General features: G+C 69.4%; 17 protein-coding genes. 9 read left to right on the top strand and 8 right to left on the bottom strand.

Annotated elements, in window-relative coordinates:
* The first annotated feature begins 2 nt into the window (after positions 1 to 2).
* Genes C8D93_RS02820 through mfd form a run of 6 tightly spaced genes read left to right on the top strand, consistent with a single transcriptional unit; the run spans position 3 to position 10,072 of the window.
* Positions 3 to 1,643, top strand: a complete 1,641-nt coding sequence (locus tag C8D93_RS02820) for an ABC transporter permease (protein ID WP_211307158.1) — start codon at positions 3 to 5, stop codon at positions 1,641 to 1,643.
* Between the two features lie 46 nt (positions 1,644 to 1,689).
* A complete protein-coding gene (locus tag C8D93_RS02815) occupies positions 1,690 to 2,958 on the top strand; it encodes an imelysin family protein (RefSeq protein ID WP_110263623.1) in 1,269 nt (422 codons plus the stop codon).
* Positions 2,959 to 2,965: 7 nt separating this feature from the next.
* A complete protein-coding gene (locus tag C8D93_RS02810; protein WP_110263622.1) occupies positions 2,966 to 4,471 on the top strand; it encodes a di-heme oxidoreductase family protein in 1,506 nt (501 codons plus the stop codon).
* Entirely contained in the window at positions 4,468 to 5,556 is a 1,089-nt protein-coding gene (locus tag C8D93_RS02805; protein WP_110263621.1) for an imelysin family protein, read from the top strand. Before C8D93_RS02810 ends, C8D93_RS02805 begins: the two co-directional genes overlap by 4 nt.
* Entirely contained in the window at positions 5,546 to 6,646 is a 1,101-nt protein-coding gene (locus tag C8D93_RS02800; RefSeq protein WP_110263620.1) for a DUF1513 domain-containing protein, read from the top strand. The genes C8D93_RS02805 and C8D93_RS02800 overlap by 11 nt, the downstream gene beginning before the upstream one ends.
* 60 nt (positions 6,647 to 6,706) lie before the next feature.
* Positions 6,707 to 10,072 carry a transcription-repair coupling factor gene (mfd, locus tag C8D93_RS02795; RefSeq protein WP_110263619.1) on the top strand — a complete coding sequence of 1,122 codons (3,366 nt, stop codon included), beginning with the start codon at positions 6,707 to 6,709 and terminating at the stop codon, positions 10,070 to 10,072.
* Between the two features lie 12 nt (positions 10,073 to 10,084).
* Here mfd and C8D93_RS02790 read toward each other — a convergent pair whose 3' ends face one another.
* Positions 10,085 to 11,035, bottom strand: coding sequence for an IS1595 family transposase (locus C8D93_RS02790; protein ID WP_110263836.1), 951 nt, complete (start codon positions 11,033 to 11,035; stop codon positions 10,085 to 10,087).
* An 89-nt stretch (positions 11,036 to 11,124) separates the two neighbouring features.
* On the opposite strand from C8D93_RS02790, the gene C8D93_RS02785 reads away from it, so the two are divergent.
* The gene (locus tag C8D93_RS02785) at positions 11,125 to 11,739 is read left to right on the top strand and encodes a CsiV family protein (RefSeq protein WP_110263618.1); all 615 of its coding nucleotides are present in this window, start codon (positions 11,125 to 11,127) and stop codon (positions 11,737 to 11,739) included.
* A gap of 26 nt (positions 11,740 to 11,765) precedes the next feature.
* Positions 11,766 to 12,296 carry a hypothetical protein gene (locus C8D93_RS02780; protein ID WP_110263617.1) on the top strand — a complete coding sequence of 177 codons (531 nt, stop codon included), beginning with the start codon at positions 11,766 to 11,768 and terminating at the stop codon, positions 12,294 to 12,296.
* 87 nt (positions 12,297 to 12,383) lie between these two features.
* On the opposite strand, the gene C8D93_RS02775 is transcribed toward C8D93_RS02780, so the two are convergent.
* Positions 12,384 to 13,736, bottom strand: a complete 1,353-nt coding sequence (locus tag C8D93_RS02775; protein WP_110263616.1) for a DUF1329 domain-containing protein — start codon at positions 13,734 to 13,736, stop codon at positions 12,384 to 12,386.
* Between the two features lie 237 nt (positions 13,737 to 13,973).
* Between C8D93_RS02775 and C8D93_RS02770 the strand changes: the two genes are divergently transcribed.
* Positions 13,974 to 14,564, top strand: a complete 591-nt coding sequence (locus C8D93_RS02770; protein ID WP_110263615.1) for an outer membrane beta-barrel protein — start codon at positions 13,974 to 13,976, stop codon at positions 14,562 to 14,564.
* A 33-nt stretch (positions 14,565 to 14,597) separates the two neighbouring features.
* Here C8D93_RS02770 and C8D93_RS02765 read toward each other — a convergent pair whose 3' ends face one another.
* The 6 genes from C8D93_RS02765 to rlmD are packed head-to-tail and all read right to left on the bottom strand — an operon-like array spanning position 14,598 to position 19,179.
* Complete coding sequence (locus C8D93_RS02765; RefSeq protein ID WP_110263614.1) at positions 14,598 to 15,359, bottom strand: S-methyl-5'-thioinosine phosphorylase; 762 nt, start codon at positions 15,357 to 15,359, stop codon at positions 14,598 to 14,600.
* A complete protein-coding gene (locus C8D93_RS02760) occupies positions 15,356 to 15,913 on the bottom strand; it encodes a hypoxanthine-guanine phosphoribosyltransferase (RefSeq protein ID WP_110263613.1) in 558 nt (185 codons plus the stop codon). Before C8D93_RS02760 ends, C8D93_RS02765 begins: the two co-directional genes overlap by 4 nt.
* Positions 15,910 to 16,857 (bottom strand): beta-N-acetylhexosaminidase, encoded by a 948-nt coding sequence (gene nagZ, locus C8D93_RS02755; RefSeq protein WP_110263612.1) that lies wholly within the window; start codon positions 16,855 to 16,857, stop codon positions 15,910 to 15,912. The genes C8D93_RS02760 and nagZ overlap by 4 nt, the downstream gene beginning before the upstream one ends.
* A 22-nt stretch (positions 16,858 to 16,879) precedes the next feature.
* Complete coding sequence (locus C8D93_RS02750) at positions 16,880 to 17,356, bottom strand: L,D-transpeptidase (protein WP_110263611.1); 477 nt, start codon at positions 17,354 to 17,356, stop codon at positions 16,880 to 16,882.
* Positions 17,346 to 17,828, bottom strand: coding sequence for a CYTH domain-containing protein (locus C8D93_RS02745; RefSeq protein WP_110263610.1), 483 nt, complete (start codon positions 17,826 to 17,828; stop codon positions 17,346 to 17,348). Before C8D93_RS02745 ends, C8D93_RS02750 begins: the two co-directional genes overlap by 11 nt.
* Before the next feature lie 7 nt (positions 17,829 to 17,835).
* Entirely contained in the window at positions 17,836 to 19,179 is a 1,344-nt protein-coding gene (gene rlmD / locus C8D93_RS02740; RefSeq protein WP_110263609.1) for a 23S rRNA (uracil(1939)-C(5))-methyltransferase RlmD, read from the bottom strand.
* Position 19,180: the final 1 nt, after the last annotated feature.

Below are 19,180 nucleotides of genomic sequence, written 5' to 3'. Positions count from 1 at the left end.
CGGTGCACAGCGGACGAGGCTGGTCCTTCGCGAGCCTGCTGGTCGCGGCACTCGTGCTGCTGCCGCTGATCGCGCTGGGCGCCGCCGCGCTGCGTGGCGACGCCAGCCTGTGGCCGCATTTGCTGCAGCACGTACTGCCGCCGACGCTGCATCAGACCGCGCTGCTGCTGCTGGGTGTCGGCGCGCTGGTGATCGTCGTCGGCACCGGCAGCGCGTGGCTGGTATCGGCCTACGACTTCCGCGGACGGGCGCTTCTGGACTGGGCCCTGCTGCTGCCGCTGGCGGTGCCGACGTACATCGTCGCCTACGCCTACATGGATCTGCTGCACCCGATTGGTCCGCTGCAGTCCGGCCTGCGCGCCGTACTCGGCATCGACAGCCCGCGCGATCTGCGCCTGCCGGACATCCGCTCGCTCGGCGGCTGCATCTTCGTACTCGGCTTCGTGCTCTACCCCTACGTCTACCTGACCACGCGCGCGCTGTTCCTGATGCAGTCGGCCACCCTGATCGAGGCCGCGCGCACGCTCGGTGCGGGACCGCGCACGGTGTTCGTGCGCGTGGCGCTGCCGCTGGCCCGTCCCGCCGTGGCCGTGGGTGCCAGCCTGGCGCTGATGGAGACGATCAACGACATCGGCGCGTCCGAGTTTCTCGGCGTGCGCACGCTGACGATCTCGATCTATTCCACCTGGGTCAATCGCGCCGATCTCGCCGGAGCCGCACAGATCGCGCTGGCGATGCTCGCGGTCGTGGCCGCGCTGCTGCTGATCGAGCGTCGCGGTCGCCGCAGCCAGCGTTACAACACCGCCGCGCAACGTGCCCGTCCGATGACGCCGACACGCCTGTCCGGCGCCGCCGGCGTCGCCGCGTTCGCGCTGGGGAGCGTGCCGGTACTGCTCGGTTTCGTCGCACCGGCGCTGTACCTGGTCGAGCGCAGCATCGCACGCCTGCGCTTCGCCGGACTGCCGCCGTCCCTGCTGGACGCCACGCTCAACACCGTCGCGACGGCGGCAGCGGCGACTGTCGTGATCGTCGCCCTGGGCGTGACCGTGACCTACGCCGCGCGCGTTGCGCCCGGCCCCCTCGCCCAGGCCAGCGCACGCATTGCCGGTCTCGGCTATGCGGTGCCCGGCACGGTGCTGGCGATCGGCCTGCTCGCACCGCTGGGTGCATTCGACCGCTGGGCCGGCGACCTCATCGAGGGCTTCGTCGGGGGCTCGATCGGCCTGCTCACACTGGGCTCCGGCGCGGCGCTGATCTACGCGTACGCCGCACGCTTTCTCGCCGTCTCGGCCGGCGGCATCGAATCCGGTTTCGCGCGCATTGCGCCGTCGATCGATCATGCGGCGCGTACGCTCGGCGAGACCGCCGGTGGCGTGCTGCGCCGGGTGCACCTGCCGATGCTGCGGCCCGCGCTCGCCGCGGCTGCGCTGCTTGTCTTCGTCGACTGCATGAAGGAGCTGCCGGCGACTCTGCTGCTGCGACCCCTGGATTTCGAAACGCTGGCCACCACGCTCTATGGCGAGGCCGCACGCGGCACCTACGAGGACGGCGCCGTCGCTGCCCTGATCATCGTGCTCGCCGGCCTGCTGCCGGTCCTGCTGCTCGCCCGCGTCGGCCGCAGGGCTGCGGAGACACTGCCGTGATGCATCCGCCCTGTTCCCGCACGCCACTCCCATCGGGCTGCCACCCATGAAGCTTCCCCGCATCCTGTTGCTCGCCGGTGTCCTGATGGCGCCGGCTTCCGCCGCCATCGCCGACGAGCCGACGCCGCGACAGGTCGTCGATCACTACGCCGAACTGGCGCTCGCCGGCTACGGCGATGCCCTCGCCGGTGCCCGCACGCTCGCCGAACGGATCGCCGCGCTGACAAAGCAGCCGGACGATGCGCGGCTGCAGGCCGCCCGGGCCGCCTGGAAGAGTGCACGCCGTGCCTACATGCAGACCGAGGTGTTCAGGTTCGGCAATCCGGTGGTCGACGCCTGGGAGGGACGCGTCAACGCCTGGCCGCTGGACGAGGGACTGATCGACTATGTCGATGCCGCCTACGGCTACGAGTCCGATACCAACGCCTACTACACCGCCAACATCATCGCGCAGCCGAAGCTGCACGTCGGCGGCCGCGCGATCGACGCCACGCGCATCGACAAGACCCTGCTCGCCGGAACGCTGCACGAGATCGGCGGCGTCGAGGCCAACGTCGCCACGGGCTACCACGCCATCGAGTTCCTGCTGTGGGGTCAGGATCTCAACAGCACAGGACCCGGCGCCGGTGCACGCCCGCCGACGGACTTCGACGTCGCCCACTGCACCGGCGGCCATTGCCAGCGTCGCATCGCCTACCTCGAAGCCGCGGCGGCCCTGCTCGTCGACGACCTCGAAGAGATGGTGGCGGCCTGGCGCCCCGGTGGCGCCGCCCGCGCGCACGTGACCACCGACCCGGTCGCCGGCCTCGCCGCCATGCTGACCGGCATGGGCAGCCTGTCGTACGGCGAGCTTGCCGGCGAACGCATGAAACTGGGGCTGATCCTGCACGATCCCGAAGAGGAGCAGGACTGTTTCTCGGACAACACCCACGAATCCCATTTCTACGACCAGCTCGGCATCGACAACGTCTACTTCGGTCGCTACCTGCGCGCCGATGCCGACCGCATCGAAGGGCCGTCGCTGTCCGATCTGGTTCGCGCGCGTACGCCGGATCTCGACCGGGACATGCGCGCGGCGCTGGCAGCGACCGGTGAGGCGATGCAGCGGCTGCGGCATCGCGCCGAGACCACCGAGGCCTACGACCAGATGATCGGTGCCGGCAATACCGAGGGGAATGCGGTCGTGCAGGCGGCGATCGACCGGCTCATCGCCCAGACCCGCGTGATCGAACGCGTCATCGCGGCGCTCGATCTCGGTCGCATCGATCTCGAGGGCTCCGCCAGCCTCGACGACGCGGATACGGTGTTCCAGTAAGGCCCCGATGCGCGCACCTGTCCTCGCCGCCGTGCTCTGCTGCCTCGCGACCTTCGCATCGCCGGGCCGCGCCGAACTACTGGCGCATCGCGACGACCTGGATGCGCCGACGCGCGAGCGCGTCGCCGAAATCCTGCGTCCCCCCGCCGGTTTCACCGAGCCCGAACGGTTCGAGAACCTGCCCGGCGGCGCGACCACGGTCCGCGACAAGCGCGTCGATGCGGACATCTTCTCGCACCCCTCGAGCAATCTCGATTTCGAAGGCCGCCAGCGTTTCCAGATCGGCAACGGCCTGTTCCGCAAGGACTGGGTCTCGGCGCCGTCGTCGACGCAGGCGTCCGACGGGCTCGGCCCGCTGTTCAACGCACGCTCCTGCCAGGGCTGCCACCTCAAGGACGGACGCGGCACCGTGCCGGACGGCGATGAGCCTGCCGTCTCGCTGTTCCTGCGCCTGTCGGTGCCGCCGCGCAGCGACGACGAGCGCGCACAGCTCGAACGTGGCGAGCGCGCCGTCATCCCCGAGCCGACCTATGGCGGCCAGCTGCAGAACTTCGCCGTGGCCGGATTGCCGGCCGAAGGACGCATGACGATCCGCTGGCGCGAGCGTCGCGTCGAACTCGCCGGCGACGAGGTGGTTTCGCTGCGTGTTCCCGAGTACGGCATCGCCGACTTCGGCTACGGCCCGCCACGCGACGACCTGATGGTCTCGCCGCGACTTGCCTCGCCGATGCCGGGGCTCGGCCTGCTCGCCGCCATCCACGAAGCGGACATCCTCGCCAATGCCGATCTTGGCAACGACCCCGACGGCGTCAGCGGCAAGCCGGCGTGGACGCGCGCACCGGATGGCAGCCGCGTGCTCGGCCGCTTCGGCTGGAAGGCCGGACAGCCGGGCATCGCGAGCCAGGCGGCCCACGCCTTCGCCGGCGACATGGGCCTGTCGACACCGCTGCTGCCGGATCACCACGGCGACTGCACCCCCGCGCAGTCGCCGTGCCGGGAACTGCCGCACGGCGCGAACGACGGCGCCGAGGAAGTGCCGGCCGAGCTGCTGGAGTTCGTCGCGTTCTACTCGTCCAATCTCGCGGTGCCGGCGCGCCGCGACGTCGACGACCCGCAGGTCCTGGCCGGCAAGCGGCTCTTCCACGAGGCCCGCTGCAACGGTTGTCACGTCCCCAAGTACGTGACCCGGCGCGACGCCGCGCAGCCGGAGCACCGCTTCCAGCTGATCTGGCCCTATACCGACCTGCTGCTGCACGACATGGGCGAGGACCTCGCCGACCATCGACCCGAAGGCCTTGCCGACGGGCGTGAGTGGCGAACGCCGCCGCTGTGGGGTGTCGGTCTCGCGCAGACCGTGAATCCGCGCGCCAGCTTCCTGCACGACGGACGGGCACGCAGTCTTCTGGAGGCGATCCTGTGGCATGGCGGCGAGGCGCAGGCGGCGCGCGATCGTGTCGTACGCATGACGCCGCAACAGCGCGCCGACCTGATCCGGTTCCTCGAATCCCTATGAGAAACGCCATCCTGCCGACATGGGCGCTGCTCGCGACGATGCTCGCCGGCAGTCCCGTTCACGCGCAGCTGCCCACCGACCTCGGACGGCGGCTGCTCACGACGCATATCCGTCCGGCGACCGACACGCTGGTCGGCGCCGCAAGCGACCTCGCGGAGGTGCTGCCCGGCTATTGCGGGCAGCCGCAGGCGGAAGGCCGGCGGGAAGCGGTCGAGCACAGCTTCTCGGCGCTCGTCGTCGCCTGGTCGCAGGTCGAGCCGATGCGCTTCGGGCCACTGGTCGAAGACAACCGCTTCGAGCGCTTCTTCTTCTTTCCCGACCCTCGCGGCGTGACGCTGCGGCAGGTGCAGGCCCTGCTGGCCGCTGCCGAACCGCAACGCCTGGAGCCGCAGACGCTGCGTCGCGACAGCGTCGCGCTGCAGGGCATCCCGGCGCTCGAATACGCCCTCTACGGCGGCAACGCGGCGACCCAGATCGAGACGGCTGCCGACGCCGGTCGCTATCGCTGCGCCTACGCCGTGGCGATCGCCGGCCACCTGCACGTACTCGCAGGCGAGCTGCAGGCGGCGTGGAGTGCCGATGCCCCGCTCGCGCAGGAACTCGCCCGGCCGGCGGCACGGAACCCGACGTATCGCTCGACGCAGGAGGTCGCGACCGAAGTGCTCAAGGCGCTGTCCGCCGGCCTGCAGTACACGCGCGACAGCAAGCTGCTCGTGGCACTCGGCGACAGTGCCGACGGGGCGAAGGCGCGCCGCGCGCCGCTGTGGCGCAGCGGACTGACGACGCGCGCGATGGCCGCCAACCTCGCCGGACTGCTGGCGCTGTACGAGGCGAGCGGCCTCGGCGTGGCGCTCGGACCCGACGATCGCTGGATCGACGACAACGTCCGCGCCGAAGCCCTGACGGCCAAGGCTGACCTCGACGCCGTGGACCTGCCGTTCGAGCAGGCCGTCGCCGACCCCGCTGCGCGATCCCGCCTCGAGCACGCGGCGCTGGTGATGAAGAACCTGCAGAGCATCCTCGTCGAATATCTCGCGCCGGCGCTCGCCGTGAACCTGGGTTTCAACGCACTCGATGGCGACTGACCGGCGCCGTCTGCTGCAGGCCCTCGCGGCGACCGGCGCGCTGCTGGCGCTGCCGCGCGTCGCCGCCGCCACTGCCGGCGCGCCACGGTGGCTGGCCGCACGCCGCCGAGCCGGCCGCTACGAGGCCGCAGTGATCGACGCACGCGGCCACGCCCTGCGCGTGATCGCGCTGCCCGACCGCGGGCACAGCTTCGCCATCGACGATGCCGGCCGGACTGCCGTGGCCTTCGGCCGTCAGCCGGGCTTCTTCGCGCTGGCCTTTGCGCTCGGCGGCGACGCCGCCCCGACGCCGTTGCCCTTGCCGCCGGACCGCCACTTCTTCGGCCACGGGGCGTTCGGCCGGGACGGTCATACCGTCTACGCCACCGAGAACGACTACGCGGCCGGCCGCGGGGTCATCGGCGTCTACCGACGCCGAGCGGACGGCTGGCAACGCACCGGCGAGTTCGACAGCGGCGGCATCGGCCCGCATGAGCTGCTGCTGATGCCCGACGGGCGCACACTGTGCGTGGCCAACGGCGGCCTGCTGACGCATCCCGACTACGGCAAGCTCGCGCTGAACCTCGATTCGATGCAGCCGTCGCTGGCCTACGTCGACACCGTCGACGGTCGCCTGCTCGAGCGTGTCCGACTCGACGCCGCACTGCATCAACTCTCCATCCGCCACCTGGCCCTCGATCACAACGGCTCGGTCTGGTTCGGCTGCCAGCACAGCGGACCGATCGACGAACAGCCGCCACTGGTCGGGCGACACCGCCGCGGGCATGCCGCCGAGCTGTTTCGCGCCGACGAACCCACCCAGCATGCCTTGCGCAACTACGTCGGCTCCGTCGCCGTCGATGCCGGCGGCGGCATCCTCGCCACGAGCAGCCCGGTCGGCAATCTCGTGGTCTGGTGGGACACGCGCTACGGCCGCTGTCTCGGTAGTGCCCGCATCGACGATGGCTGCGGCGTCGCCCCCGACACCGAGGGCGGCTTTCTGCTCAGCGACGGCCTGGGCGGACTGCGGCACGCCGGCCCGGATCTCGAACCGCTCGACGCCACGCTGATTCCCGACTGCGCCTGGGACAATCACCTGCGACGCGTCTAGCCGGGCCGGGCCGCGACCGACGGTCCGCACACGGCTCTGCGATAATCGGGTGCTTTGCGCATGACCGTGGAATCCGCCCCCGCCTCCTCCGGCCCCGCTGCCGCGCCGCCCCCGGCGACGGCGCTGTCGATCGCGCGCGCCGCCGCCGCGCATCAAGGCCTCGTGCTGGCGCTGGCCACCAACGAGCAGCATGCCTACCGGCTCGAAGCCGAGCTGCGCTTCTTCCTCGACGACGGACTGGCACTGGTCCACCTGCCGAATACGGAGGTCCTGCCGTACGACCCGTTCTCGCCGCACCAGGAGATCCTGTCCGAGCGCATCGCCGCCTTGCACCGGCTGCCGCAGATGCGGCGCGGCGTACTGCTGACGACCGCCGACCAGCTGATCCAGCGCCTGCCGCCGCGGCAATGGCTTGACAGCCGCGCCTTCGCGCTCGCCGCCGGCGAGCGGCTCGATCCGCTGGCGTTTCGCACGCGCCTGGTGGCCACCGGCTACCAGTCCGTGTCCGAGGTGCAGACCCAGGGCGAGTTCGCGGTACGCGGCGCCCTGATCGACCTGTTTCCGATGGGCTCGGCGGACGCCTATCGCATCGACCTGTTCGACGACGAGATCGACAGCATCCGCACCTTCGATCCCGAAACCCAGCGCAGCACCGACAAGGTCGACGCGATCCGTCTGCTGCCGGCGCGCGAGTTCCCGACCGACAAGGACGGCATCGAGACCTTCCGCCGCCGCTACCGCGAAACCTTCCCCGGCGATCCGGCGCGCTCGCGCATCTACGCCGAGGTCAGCAAGGGCCTGATGCCCGGCGGCATCGAGTCGTGGTTGCCGCTGTTCTTCACCGACACGGCCAGTCTTGCCGACTACCTGCCGGCCGACACGCTGGTCGTCGCGATCGGCGACCTGCCCAGCGCGCTCGACGAGGACTGGCGCCAGATCGGCGAGCGTTTCGAGCGCTATCGCGGCGACATCGAGCGCCCGCTGATGCAGCCAGCCGAGCTGTTCGTGCCGCCGGCGCAAGCCCTCGATGCCCTGCAGACCTTCGGCCGGCACGATCTGCCGAACGAGGCGACCGCGCTCGCCGACGGCGGCGAGGCGGTCCGGCGCCATCTGGCCGACGGCGCCGACCGCGTGCTGTTCGTCGCCGAGTCGCCGGGCCGGCGCGAGGCCTTGCTCGGCTGGCTCAAGCCGCTCGGCATCCTGCCGCGCGAATACACCGGCTGGCGTGCCTTTGCCGATGACGGCAAGCGCTACGGCATCACCCTCGGTCCGCTGCAGCAGGGTTTCCGCCTGCCCGCACTGAACATCAGCGTGATCGCCGAATCGCAGGTCTTCGGCCTGCACGCCCCGTCGCAGACGGCGCCGCGAAGACGCAGCAAGGTGCGCGACCCGGACACGGTGCTGCGTGACCTGTCCACGCTGCAGCCGGGCGCGCCGGTGGTCCACATCGAGCACGGTGTCGGCCGGTATCTGGGCTTGCAGAAGCTCGACGCCGGCGGCATCGAAACCGAATACCTGGTGCTCGAGTACGCCAGGCAGGACAAGCTCTACGTCCCGGTCACCTCGCTGAACCTGATCCACCGCTACACCGGCGGCGAAGCGGAGACAGCGCCGCTGCACAACCTCGGCTCGGACCGCTGGGCCAAGGCGCAGGCCAAGGCGCGCGAGAAAGCGCACGACGTCGCGGCCGAGCTGCTGCAGATCCAGGCACGGCGCATGGCCAAGCAGGGCGCGGCGATCGCCGTCAACGAGGACGACTATCGCCGCTTCTGCGAGGGCTTTCCGTTCGCGCCAACGCCGGACCAGCAGACGGCGATCGACGCGGTGCTCGCCGATCTCGCCGCCGAACGGCCGATGGACCGCGTCGTCTGCGGCGACGTCGGGTTCGGCAAGACCGAGGTGGCGCTGCGCGCCGCCTTCGTCGCCGCTCGCGCGGGCCGCCAGGTCTGTGTCCTGGCGCCGACGACGCTGCTGGTCGAACAGCATGCGAAGAATTTCGCCGACCGCTTCGCCGACTTTCCGATCCGTGTCGCGGCGCTGTCGCGGCTGCGTTCGACCAAGGAACAGAGCGAGTTGCTCAGGCAGCTCACCGACGGCCGTCTCGACGTGGTCATCGGCACCCACCGGCTGTTGCAGGACGACGTGCGTTTCAAGAACCTCGGCCTCGTCGTCGTCGACGAGGAGCACCGCTTCGGCGTGCGCCACAAGGAGCGCATGAAGAACCTGCGCGCCGAAGTCGACGTGCTGACGCTCACCGCCACGCCGATTCCGCGCACGCTCAACATGGGGCTGGCCGGCCTGCGCGAACTGTCGATCATCGCCACGCCGCCGGCGTCTCGGCTGGCGATCAAGACCCAGGTTTCTGAGTGGAGCAATGCTCTCGTGCAGGAGGCCTGCCTGCGCGAGCTGCGTCGCGGTGGGCAGGTGTACATCCTGCACAACGAGGTGCGCGACATCGAGAACTTCGCGCGCAGCATCCGCGAACTGGTGCCCGAAGGCAGCGTGCGCTTCGCGCACGGCCAGATGCGCGAGCGCGAACTCGAGCAGGTGATGCTCGACTTCTATCACCAGCGCTTCAACATCCTCGTCTGCACGACGATCATCGAGTCCGGTATCGACGTACCCAGTGCGAACACGATCCTGATCGACCGCGCCGACCAGCTCGGGCTGGCGCAGCTGCACCAGTTGCGCGGCCGCGTCGGCCGCAGCCATCACCGCGGCTACGCCTACCTGATGGTGCCGAGCCGGCGTGCCCTGAACCCGGATGCGCAGAAGCGGCTGGAGGCGATCGAGACGCTCGGCGATCTCGGTTCAGGATTTGCGCTGGCCACGCACGACCTCGAGATCCGCGGTGCCGGCGAGTTGCTAGGCGCCGAGCAGTCCGGCCAGATCGAGGAGATCGGCTTCACCATGTACGCGGAGCTTCTGGCGCGTGCGGTCAAGGCGATCCGCACCGGCAAGCTCGACGATGCGCCGTTCGGCCAGACCGCCTGCGAGATCGATCTGGGCGTCGGCAGCCTGATTCCGGACGATTACATCCCCGACGTGCACACGCGGCTGACACTGTACAAGCGCATCGCCGAGGCGGCCGACGAAACCGCGCTGCGCGAGCTCAAGGTCGAGATGATCGACCGCTTCGGCCTGCTGCCGCCGGCAGCCGAGCGCCTGTTCGAATCCGCGGAGCTGCGTGTGCAGGCGCAGGCGCTCGGCCTGTCGCGGATACGCGCGGGCAGCCGCACGCTGACGCTGGACTTCGGCCCCAGGCCGGACATCGACCCGGCCCGGCTGATCCGCCTGATCCAGTCGCAGCCCAAGGTCTACAAGCTCGAAGGCCAGGCCCGGCTGCACTGCCACGGCGACTTCGAGCAGGCCGAGACGCGGGCCCCGCGGGCACAGGAACTGTTGGCTACACTGCGCGCACAATGAGAAACGTGATTATTAACGAATCTCAGCCAGTCTCAGCACGGACGCGGGATAAGCGCGAGTCTGTGCTGCGGCATGGACGAGGCGGATGAGGATCGACCTCAGATCGAATCGCCGATTGAAGCGGTACTGCGCTTCGGCGAGATAGCGATCCGCGTATTTGGAGAAGTTGAAGGCATGGTAGGTCCCCGTGATCGCGGTCTTGAGGTTGCCCAGCACGGTGTTCACGTTGCGAAACTCCGGATGCAGCACAGCCTGTCGGCCGCTGCCGGTTTTGATGGCGTGATAGCGAACGACTTCGGCGGCCAAGCCAGCCTTGACGCTGGGCAGCGCGTCGCTGACGACCACGGCGTCGGGATCGATGGCGCGATGCGCCCAGTCCTGGATGCCGGCCTTGGTGAAGCGCATGGCCTTGAAGCAGACTCTCTGCGGCTTGCCGTCGGCACTGGTCTGGACCGCCGCAATGAACGGCACCTTGTTGGGCGATCCACGGCCGGTCTTGCCCGGATGCTCGCCGCCCAGATAAGCGTCGTCGATCTCGATACGTCCCGTCAGAACAAGGCCTTGCTCCCGATCGGCCATGACCTGCATGAGCTTGTGCTTGACCAGCAGGGCGGTGACATACGACACGCCCAGATGCCGGCGCAGCTCCAGCGCCGAGACGTTGTTCTTCGACTGGGTGAGCAGGTGCATCGCCAGAAACCAGGTCGTCAGCGGCAGCTTGGTCGCCGCGAAGATGGTGCCGGCCGTCACCGTGGTCTGGCGTCGGCAGCGGCAGCACTGCCAGTACGTCCTGCCGTCCCGTTCGAAGCTGCTCGATCGCGTGTCCCGGCAGTGCGGGCAGACGAATCCGTCCGGCCAGCGCGCCGCAATCAGCGCCTGCTCGCACTGGCGCTCACTGCCATAGCCCCGAATGAACTCCGCCATCGACAGTCCAGGTTGAAACTGCACTCGATTCATCGCCATGGTCGTCGTCTCCATCAGAACCATGGCGTCATCCTCCCAGCACACAGGCTCATTTCCCGAGCCTTGGCTGAGGTTCGTTAATAATCACGATGAGAAAAGACGACACTGCCCCGACCCGTCGCCGCCCGCGGTTCGGAATCCTGCTCGCAGCCCTGGCGCTGTTCGCCGCCCTGCCCGCATCCGCCGACAGCTACCGCGTCGACCTGATCCTGTTTCTCGATCTGTATTCCGGCGGCGAAGCCGGCGCCGCGGCCCAGCAACCTGCCGAGAGCGCAGCCCTTTCACTCGACGACACCGCCGGGCTGATCGCGGCGGGCATCCGCGTGCTGCCGGATGCGGAGTTCGGATTGCAGGAGCACTGGAGCCGCCTGCGCAATTCCCGGCGGTTCCGGCCGCTGATGCGCCTGGCCTGGGAGCAGGCACGCCCCCCGGAGGCGAACGGACCGCGCCTCGCCATCCGTCATGGCGAACCGATCACGATCACCGATCCGCTGACCTACAGCAGCTTCCTGGTGCCGCCGGTCGATGGCAGCGTGAGCCTGCTGATGAGCCGCTACCTGCACCTCGACGTGGACCTGCGTTACACCGAAAGCGACGGCCACCAGTTCGCACTCAGCGAGCGGCGCCGCATGCGGCGCGCCGAGTTGCACCACATCGACAGCCCCAAGCTCGGCGTGCTCGCGCGCGTGCAGAAGCTGCCATGAAGCGCACCGCGGCGGGAGCCGTATCGATGACGAAGACCCACCAGGCCACGATCGCCGGAGCGGCGGTGCTTGCCGCCGCCCTGATCGGCGGCTGCGCCGGTCGTCCGGCCCCGACACCGGCGCCATTGCAGCCCTACCCGCCGCCGGCCTGCGACCGGACCGCGATCGAGCATGCCGACGCGCTGAAGCTGCCGGCGACGCGACCGGACGATCAGCAAGCCTTCGCGCGACGCCTGGCGGTCGACCGCAAGCTGAGCCGCCTCGGACGCTGGCAGCAGGCGCAAGGCTGGTCGACGCTGGTGGTGCAGATGCACTCCGCCGGCGCGACCTCGCTGTCGGCCCATCTCGCGGGGCTGCAGCTGCCGCCCCGCACCGAAGTGTGGTGGTGCTCGGGCGACGGCCGCGAGCGTCACGGCCCCTACCGCGAGGCCGCCGGTGGCGAATTGTGGACGCCGGTGATCCGCGACGAACGCGCGATGCTGCAGATCTGGCTGCCATCGGCAGCCGTCCGCGATCTGGAAGGCGTGCTTGCCGACGTCCAGGGCGGCCTGCGTTAGCGACCGAAGTCGGCTGCGCTCACGTCGGTCGCGCTTCTCGCGCAGGCGGCGGATCCTTCCGCGGAAGGATCCGCCCGATACCCGCCGCTACTTGAACGACTGCTTGGAGACGTTCGACGGATCGAAGTAGCTCTTCTCGAAGTCGCGCTCGATGGTTTCCGGCGCCTGGTTGTTCATCGAGTAGGCGATGTAGCGACCGGACTGCAGGTCGTACGCGGTCTCCATTGCCGGTGGCCCGACGAAGGGCTTGTCGTAGGCCTGGAAGGTATGCATCTCCTGCCAGCGCCAGAGCTGGTCGCGGTTGTCGTACAGGTCCACCAGCACGATGCCCCAGCTGTCCTCCTCGACGTAGAACACGCGCCGCTTGAACATGTGGCTGGTCCGCGGGCGCAGGTTGGCCTCGACCACCCAGACGCGACGCCGCTCGTAGCGGCTCAGGTCCTGGTTGATGTGCCCCTTGAGGATCACCTCGTCGTAGTCGTACGCGTCGCTGTGCAGCTTGTACGAGTTGAACGGCACGAACATTTCCTTCTTGCCGATCAGCTTCCACGTGTACCGGTCGGTGGCACCGTTGAAGGCGTCGAGCTGGTCGTTGGTGCGCAGGCCGTCCGACGCGGTGCTGGGATTGTCGTAGGCCACGTTCGGCGCACGGCGGATGCGCCGCTGGCCCGGACTGTACTGCCAGGCACGACGCGGCTCGCGGACCTGGTCCATGGTCTCGTGCACCAGGGTGATCTGGCCGGCGAGCCGCGGCGGCGCGCGCACGATCTGCAGGAAGTAGATGATGATGTTGTCGATCGAGTCCGGCGTCGCGTCACGCGCGGCGTACGGAAACTTCACATCCTCGGTGATCTCGACCAGCGTGAACGCACCCGACGGAGTGACCGCCGCCTGATTGTTCCAGCGGGCGCCGCCGACGCCGCGATAGCGCAGCTTGTGGTTCCAGATCACTTCCTGCGCGGACTTCGGGATCGGGAACGGAAAGCCGAGGATGGCGTTCTTCAGCGACTCCCCTTCGAACTCCAGGGTCGCGTTGACCGCGTTGCGCGCGGTCGCCTCGTAGACGAAATCAGGAAATGCCGAGGTGCGGCGCGTCGGGTAGACGTTCAGCTTGTAGCTGTCGAATTTCTGCAGCATGGCAAGCTGCCCGGCGCTGAGCTGATCGCGGTACTGCTCGGCATTGGCCGCGGTCACGGTGAGCACCGGCCGGTCTTCCGGAAACGGATCGCAGTAGCGCGAGCCCTCACCCTGATAGCACGGCGGCGGCGTCGTCAGCCCGCCTTCCCACGCCGGAATACTGCCGTCCTCGTTGCCGGCCTTCTGCGCACCGATGGGCGTGAGATCCTGCCCCAGTCGAGCCGCCTCTTCGGCCGAAACCTTCGCCGCCACCGGCGCCGCGGCCAGCAGCAGCGACATGCACCACGCAATCTGCAGACGCATCCCCTGATCCTCCTCTGCCTCTTCCTGCCACCGATGGCGCGTACGTGATCGGCGGCGAATCGTTTTTTTAACGGCGCCTCGGGCGCCGCTGCTGAAGATAGCACTGTTGCGGACACACGACAGTGCGCCGCCCACCTCCTGCGACGGAAGTTCAGTACCGATTCAGTGCCTCGACTTCAGGGTTGCCGCCGTCCGGGCCCCGCTGCGGCCCATCCATCAAGACAGGAGGACCTTGCAATGAAACGACGTGCCCGAGCGATTTCCCTGATGGCCATCGGCGGCATGCTGGCCCTGCCCGCCTTTGCCCAGGCCGACACCGAGTCCGGCCTGTTCCTCGGCGGCGGCGCGATCTACACGCGCGTGGACAACGAGCTGTACAGCAGCCCCGACTTTCCGAGCAACGACGAGGAGTTCGACGACGACCGCGTTTCGTGGAAGGCCCTGGCCGGCTTCCGCTTCAACCCGGTGCTCTCGCTGGAGGCGCAGTATCTCGACTTCGGCGATGCCGAGAGCAACGGTGCCCGCGCCGAGGCCGACGGCTGGACCGCCGCTGCCGTCGCCGATCTGCCGCTGGGACCGGTCACGCCGTACGCCAAGGCCGGTGCCCTGTTCTGGAATACCGACGCCTACGTGCGCGGCCCGCTCAATTCGACCGCACGTGCCAGCGACGACGGCACCGATTTCTTCTGGGGCCTGGGCGCACGCATTCCCCTAGGCGAAGTGGCCGACCTGCGCCTCGAGTACGAGCGCTTCGAGCTGGAAGGCGACAACCTCGAGACCCGCGTCGATGCGGCGTCGCTGAACCTGCAGTTCAACTTCGGCCAGTAGGCCGATGCCGGTGCGCCGCCGCGATCGTGTCGCTCAGGCCGCGAGCAGCGCTGCCAGCACGGCGTGCACCTTGGCCATGCCGGTCTGCACCGACTGCTCGATCTCGGCGTGGATGTCGCCGACGCCCTTGACGCCGGCCGCCCAGTTGACCGACACCGCGAGGCAGCCGTAGTGCATGCCGAGCTCGCGGGCCAGAACCGCTTCCGGCATGCCGGTCATGCCGACCATGTCGGCACCGTCGTGTCGCAGGCGTCGGATCTCGGCGGCGGTTTCGAGGCGCGGCCCCTGCGTCACCGCCATCACCCCGGCGCCGGCGATGACCACGCCGGCTGCCGCGGCGGCGGCATGCAAGCGCGCGGCCAGGCTCGGTGTATACGGTTGCGTGAACTCGACATGCTGCAGCGGGCTGCCGTCGCGCCCGTCGGCGTAGGTATGCTCGCGCCCCCAGGTGTAGTCGAGCACGTCGTCGGGAATCGCCACTTCGCCCGGCGCGAACCAGTCGGCGATGCCGCCCACCGCGGCAATGGCGATCACGCTGCGCACGCCGACCTCGCGCAGAGCCCACAGGTTCGCGCGATAGTTGATCGCGTGCGGCGGCAGCTTGTGGCCCTCCCCGTGGCGGGCGAGGAACCAGGCTGTCGCCCCGTTGATGCGGCCGCGCAGCAGCGGCGCGCTCGGCGGACCGTAGGGCGTATCGACCGCGCGACGCTCGTCGATCTGCAGGCCGGGCCACTGGTTCATGCCGGTTCCGCCGATCACGGCGATCCCGGCGGCCTCGCTTGCGTTCTCGTTCATGCGTCCTTCACGGCGTAGATGGCGGGCAGTTGCCGCCAGTATTCCTGGTAGTCCATGCCGCAGCCGAACACGTAGCGGTCCTCGACCTGCAGACCGATGAATTCCGCATGGGCGTCGGCAACCCGGCGCGCGTGCAGCTTCTCGACGAGGACGACCACCGCCAGCGACGCCGGGGCGAACGCCTGCAGTGCCGCACGGATCGCGACGAGCGTATGACCCTCGTCGAGGATGTCGTCGACGACGACGACGTGGCGGTTCTCGATGCGCTGCGCGGCCGGCTGCCGATACCACTCCAGGCCGCCGCCGCGGGTCGCACCGCGATACCGCGTTGCGTGCAGGTAGTCGATCTCCAGCGGAAAGGCCAGCCGCCGGCTCAGCTCGGCGGTCGCGTGCAGCCCGCCGTTCATCACGCACAGCAGCAGCGGGTTGGCCGACGCATACCGCGCATCGAGTTCGCCGGCGAGCCGGTCGTAGGCTTGCTGAACGGCCGCGGCATCGTGCAGGCAGTCGGCCTGCGTCAGGACCTGCTGCGCATGCATCGGATCGGCGCTCATGCCGTCGCTCCCGTGTCCCGCAGATAGAGACGCTGCAGCCGCGCGCTCGCCGCGCGGTTGGGGCGCAGGTCCTTGAGCGCATCGAGCAGGGCCACGACGCCCGGGCGGTCGTTGCACACGGGCAGCATGTCGCAGCCGGCCGCCAGCGCGAGGCGGGCACGCTCGTCGAGGCCGCCGACGACCGCGGCGGCGCCCATGGAAAGATCGTCGCAGAACACCGCGCCGCCGAAGCCCAGCTCGCGCCGCAGGATGCCGCGTATCCACTTGCGCGACAGCGACGCCGGCGTCTCGTCGACCGCGGTGTAGCGCACGTGCGCCATCATGATCGATTCGATGCCATCGGCGATCAGCGCCGCGAACGGCTGCAGCTCGATCGCACGCAGCTCGCTCTCGGCACGCCGGTCCACCGGCAGCTCGACGTGAGAGTCCGCGGTCACCGCGCCGTGCCCCGGAAAATGCTTGCCCGTCGCGGCCATGCCGGCAGCCTGCAGCCCCGAGCGGAAGGCGCGCGCGAGTGTGGTGACGACGTCGCCGCGATCGGAGAACGCACGGTCGCCGATCACGCCGCTGACGCCGTGATCGACGTCGAGCACCGGCGCGAAGCACAGGTCGATGCCGAATGCCGCCAGTTCCCGCCCGATCGCCAGGCCCGCGTCGCGGGCACCGGCGGCGGCCATCGCAGCATCCTCGTCATGGCGCGCGCCGTAGCTGCGCATCGCCGGAATACGCGAAAAGCCGACGCGAAAGCGCTGGATGCGCCCGCCTTCGTGATCGACAGCCAGCAGCAGGCGCTGCGCACGCAGGCCACGGATATCGTCGCACAGGGCGCGCAGCTGATCGTGGTCGCGGTAGTTGCGGGTGAAAAGGATCACGCCGCCGACCAGCGGGTGAGCAAGGATCTCGCGGTCCTCCGCCGTGAGTTCCAGGCCGCCGACGTCGACCATCAGCGGGCCGAGTGGGGATTTTCTAGTCGTTGATGTCAACTTCGGTTCCCGGCGCAATGCGCTCGTACAGTTCGATGATGTCTTCGTTGCTCATGCGCACGCAGCCCTTCGATGCCGGCGTGCCGAGCTGGTCTGCATACGGCGTGCCGTGCAGGTAGATGTAACGGCGGAAGCTGTCGACGCAGCCCAGCCGGTTGCGGCCCCGCTCGCAGCCGCACAGCCACAGGATGCGGGACAGGATCCAGTCGCGTCCGGGATGGCGCGCATGCAGCTGCGGCGTCCAGATCTCGCCGGTCCACCGCCGTGCCGAGAGCACGGCGCCGGGCGGCAGGCCGGCGCCGATTTTCGCACGGACCCGGTGACGGCCGCGTGGCGTCATGCCCGAGCCGTTCACCTCGCCGGCACCGTTCGCCGCGGTCGACACGCGGTACTCGGCCAGGCGCCGGCCGTGATCGAACAGCCTCAGGTGCTGCGACGCGATGTCGACCTCAATGCGCATCGGCGTCCCAGCTGCGGTAGGGATGCAGGGCCAGGTGATGGTTGTAGTAGCGCCGATCGTCGGTCAGCTCGCGACCCAGCCACTGAGGCCGCACGAAAGCCTGGTCGACGGCGGACAGTTCGACCTCGGCGACGATCAGCCCGGCATTGTCGCCGGTGAACTCGTCGACCTCCCAGACGATGCCGTCGCGCTCGATGTAGTGCCGGATCTTCTCCAGCCGGCCGACGCACAGCGTCTCCAGCAGTTCGCAGGCCTCGCCGACCGGAATCGCGTACTCGTACTCCGCACGCGCGCTGCCGACGACCGCCGCCTTGATGTTGAGCGTGGCACGGTCGTCCTCGACGCGCACGCGCACCGACGCGCGGCCGGCTTCGCGGCTGAGGTAGCCCTGGCGCATCCGCGCGGCGCGCGACACCTGCGCACGCCAGTCGTCGCCGACGACCAGGAACTTGCGTTCGATCTCGAGGGCCATCGTGCGGTCATGCCTCCCGGACAAACAGGGCCATGCTCTCGACATGACTGGTGTGCGGGAACATGTCCATCACGCCGGCCCGCGCCAGCCGGTAGCCGTGCTCGTGCACCAGCATGCCGGCATCGCGCGCCAGCGTGCCCGGGTGGCAGGACACGTAGACGATGCGGGACGGCGCGCGCGCGGCCACGAGCGGCAGGATCTCGCGGGCGCCGGCACGTGGCGGATCGAGCAGCACCTTGTCGAACGGCGCCTGCAGCCAGGACGCATCGGCGCCTTCCTTGAACAGGTCGGCCTTCTCGAAGGACAGCGCCGCGGGATCATCGAAACCGTTGCGCCGTGCATTCTCGCGCGCACGCTGCACCAGGCCGATCTCGCCTTCGACCGCCATCACCCGGGCCCCGCGCGCCGCCAGCGGCAGCGAGAAATTGCCGAGCCCGCAGAACAGCTCCAGCACGCGATCGCCGACGGACAGTTCCAGCCAGTCCAGCGCCTGCCTCACGGTCTGCTGGCTGATGCTGCCGTTGACCTGGATGAAGTCGGCCGGCTCGAACCGCAGGCGCAGTCCGGAGCCGTCCGGCGAGTACTCCAGGGGTGCCGCCGGCGTCAGCGGCCGGATCGTAGCCGGACCGCCGGTCTGCAGATAGATGTCGAACGACGCCTCGGCACCGAACGCGGCCAGCCGCGCCAGGTCGTCCTCGCTCGCCGGGTCGAGCAGGCGGAACACCAGCGCCACCCTGTCGGCGGCGCACGCCACCTCGACCTGCGGCACGCGGTCCGGTATCGACAGTCCGTCGATCAGCGCGCGCAGCGCCGGCAGCTTTTCGCCGATGCGCGGATCGAGCACCTCGCACCGCTGCAGCGGCGTGACGAAGTGGGTATTGCGTTCGCGAAAGCCGACGATCGCGCCGCCCTTCTTCGGCACGCGCTTGGCGCCGAGGCGTGCGCGACGCCGATAGCCCCAGACGCCCTGCTCGACGTCGGCAACGACCGGCGGTGCGATGGTTTCAGGCCGCAACCTGCCGATCCGCTCGAGCTGATCGAGCAGCTGCTTCTGCTTGAAGACGATCTGGCTCGCCGCATGCAGATGCTGCATCGAACAGCCGCCGCAGATGCCGAAGTGCGCGCAGCGCGGCTCGACGCGATCCGCACTCGCCTGCTCGACCGCGACGCACTGCCCTTCGTCGGCGTCCTTGCCGGCGTGCAGGTAGCGGAAGCGCACGCGCTCGCCCGGCAGCGCGTCGGCGATGAACGTCGCCTTGCCGTCGATGCGCGCGAAACCGCGCCCCTCCTGGTCGAAGTCGAGAATCTCGGCGGTGAATTCGCCCTGCGGCGGCAACCTGCGCTTTCTCACC

Source organism: Sinimarinibacterium flocculans, assembly GCF_003201205.1.
In the GTDB taxonomy this organism is placed as follows: domain Bacteria; phylum Pseudomonadota; class Gammaproteobacteria; order Nevskiales; family Nevskiaceae; genus Solimonas; species Solimonas flocculans.
This window is presented reverse-complemented; position numbering and strand designations above follow the sequence as displayed.